We start from the raw sequence: 2084 nt of genomic DNA on the forward strand, positions 1-2084 counted from the left end.
GGACTAAACCGCTCTCGCGGTAGGCGACCTCGATGCGTTGAGACGGTGGTCGCGGCATTGGGTTGTGCGAAGTTGAATAGCGAGGCGATTGGCCTCGTTGATCAACGGAGCTGCAACCATGGACACCACCAACCCGGCGGTCTCGCCGCTGCGTCAACGCATGCTCGAAGACATGCGCATGCGCAAGCTGGAACCCAGGACCCAGGAAGCCTACATCCGTGCCGTGCGCAAGCTGAGTGCGTTCCTTAAGCGCTCGCCCGACACGGCCACGGTCGAAGATCTGCGCAATTTCCAGCTGCATCTTGTCGACACCGGCACCTCGCCCATCACGCTCAACGCGACGCTGACGGGCTTGAAGTTTTTCTTCGACACGACGCTGGGGCGCAGCGAGCTGATGGTGCGCATGCAGCCAGTGAAGCTGCCGCGCACGGTGCCGGCAGTGCTCAGCGTGCAGGAGGCCGCAGCGCTGTTGGCAGCCACTCGCAACATCAAGCATCAGGCGGCGCTGTCGGTGGCTTACGGCGCTGGCCTGCGCGCCAGCGAGGTGTGTCGACTCAAGGTCGGTGACGTGGACAGCCAGCGCATGGCACTGCGCGTCGAGCAGGGCAAGGGCGCCAAGGATCGCTACGCCATGCTCAGCCCGGTGGTGCTGGCACGGCTGCGCAGTTGGTGGCGAGTGGGCCGTGCTCAGGGCAAGATGCTGCCCGGCGGCTGGCTCTTCCCTGGTCTGGACCCAATGGATCCGCTGACGATCCGCCAGCTCAACCGTGCGGTGCACGACGCTACAGCGGCCGCCGGCATCACCAAGCGCGTGACGACACACACGCTGCGCCATTCGTTCGCCACCCACTTGCTGGAGCGCAAGGTCGACATCCGCGTGATCCAGGTACTGCTTGGCCACAAGCGCCTGGAGACCACATCGATCTACGCCCACGTAGCCACCGACTTGCTGCGCGAGGTGCTCGGCCCGCTGGAGCAGACGCCGCCCGCCTGAGACGGCGGCAGTGCAGCGGCCTTGTCTGGAGGTCGCCGACATCTTCCGAGAGCACGGCCCAGCCTGGCGCGAGGCGCAACGCGGCCACCTGAGCCTGGCGCAGCTCAAGGTCATGTCGGCCATCACCCAATGCCGCACCGCGGCACTGGGCGGCCATGTATTGCGCTGCGAGGGCTGCGGCACCGAGCAGGTCTCGTACAACTCCTGCCGCAATCGGCACTGCCCGAAGTGCCAGAGCTCAGCTGCGCAGCGCTGGCTCGATGCCCGGCAGGCTGACCTGCTGCCGGTGGAGTACTACCACGTAGTCTTCACGCTGCCAGCACCCATCGCCGACATCGCCTACACGAACAAGGCCGCCGTCTACGGGCTGCTGTTCGACATGGCCGCCGAGGTGTTGCAGACCATCGCCATGGATCCCAAACACCTGGGCGCCAGGATCGGCGCCACGCTGGTGCTGCACACCTGGGGTTCGGCGTTGACGCACCACCCGCATGTGCATGGCATCGTCCCGGGAGGCGGGCTCGCGCCGGATGGCACGACATGGCTGGCCTGCCGGCCGGGGTTCTTCCTGCCGGTGAGGGTGCTGTCTCGGCTGTTCCGGCGTCGCTTCCTGGAGGAGTTGCTGCGGCTGCATCAGGCTGGCCGGTTGAAGTTCTTCGGTGAACACGCCAGATTGGTCGACGCCGCCGAGTTCCGCGCTTGGCTGGCGCCGCTGCGCCGCATCGAGTGGGTGGTCTATGCCAAGCGGCCCTTCGCCGGGCCGCAGGCGGTGCTGGCCTACCTCTCGCGCTACACCCACCGGGTGGCAATCTCCAACCGCCGACTCGTGGCCATGGATGACCACGGCGTGCACTTGCGCTGGAAGGACTACCGGGCCAAGGGCCGCACGCGCTACAAGACCATGACGCTGTCGCCGCAGGAGTTCATGCGCCGCTTCCTGCTGCACGTGCTGCCCGGTGGCTTCCACCGCATCCGGCACTACGGACTTCTGGCCAATGGCAGCCGCCGAGCCGACCTGGCCAAGGTGCGCCAGGCGCTACAAGTAGAGCCCAAGCCTGCAGCGCAAGATGCCGTGGCGCTGGCTACGCCA

The 2084-nt window shown here is 66.7% G+C and carries 2 protein-coding genes; both read left to right on the plus strand.

Going from position 1 to position 2084, the window contains the following annotated elements; genetic code table 11:
* Window positions 1-118 precede the first annotated feature (118 nt).
* Window positions 119-994 (plus strand): tyrosine-type recombinase/integrase, encoded by an 876-nt coding sequence (locus tag KAK06_RS23955; RefSeq protein ID WP_210804695.1) that lies wholly within the window; start codon window positions 119-121, stop codon window positions 992-994.
* 10 nt (window positions 995-1004) lie between these two features.
* Window positions 1005-2084 (plus strand): IS91 family transposase (locus tag KAK06_RS23960; RefSeq protein WP_210804696.1); only part of this gene is annotated, 1080 nt, incomplete at its 3' end.

The sequence above is a fragment of the Ideonella aquatica genome (genome assembly GCF_018069755.1).
Taxonomy (GTDB): Bacteria; Pseudomonadota; Gammaproteobacteria; order Burkholderiales; family Burkholderiaceae_C; genus Ideonella; species Ideonella aquatica.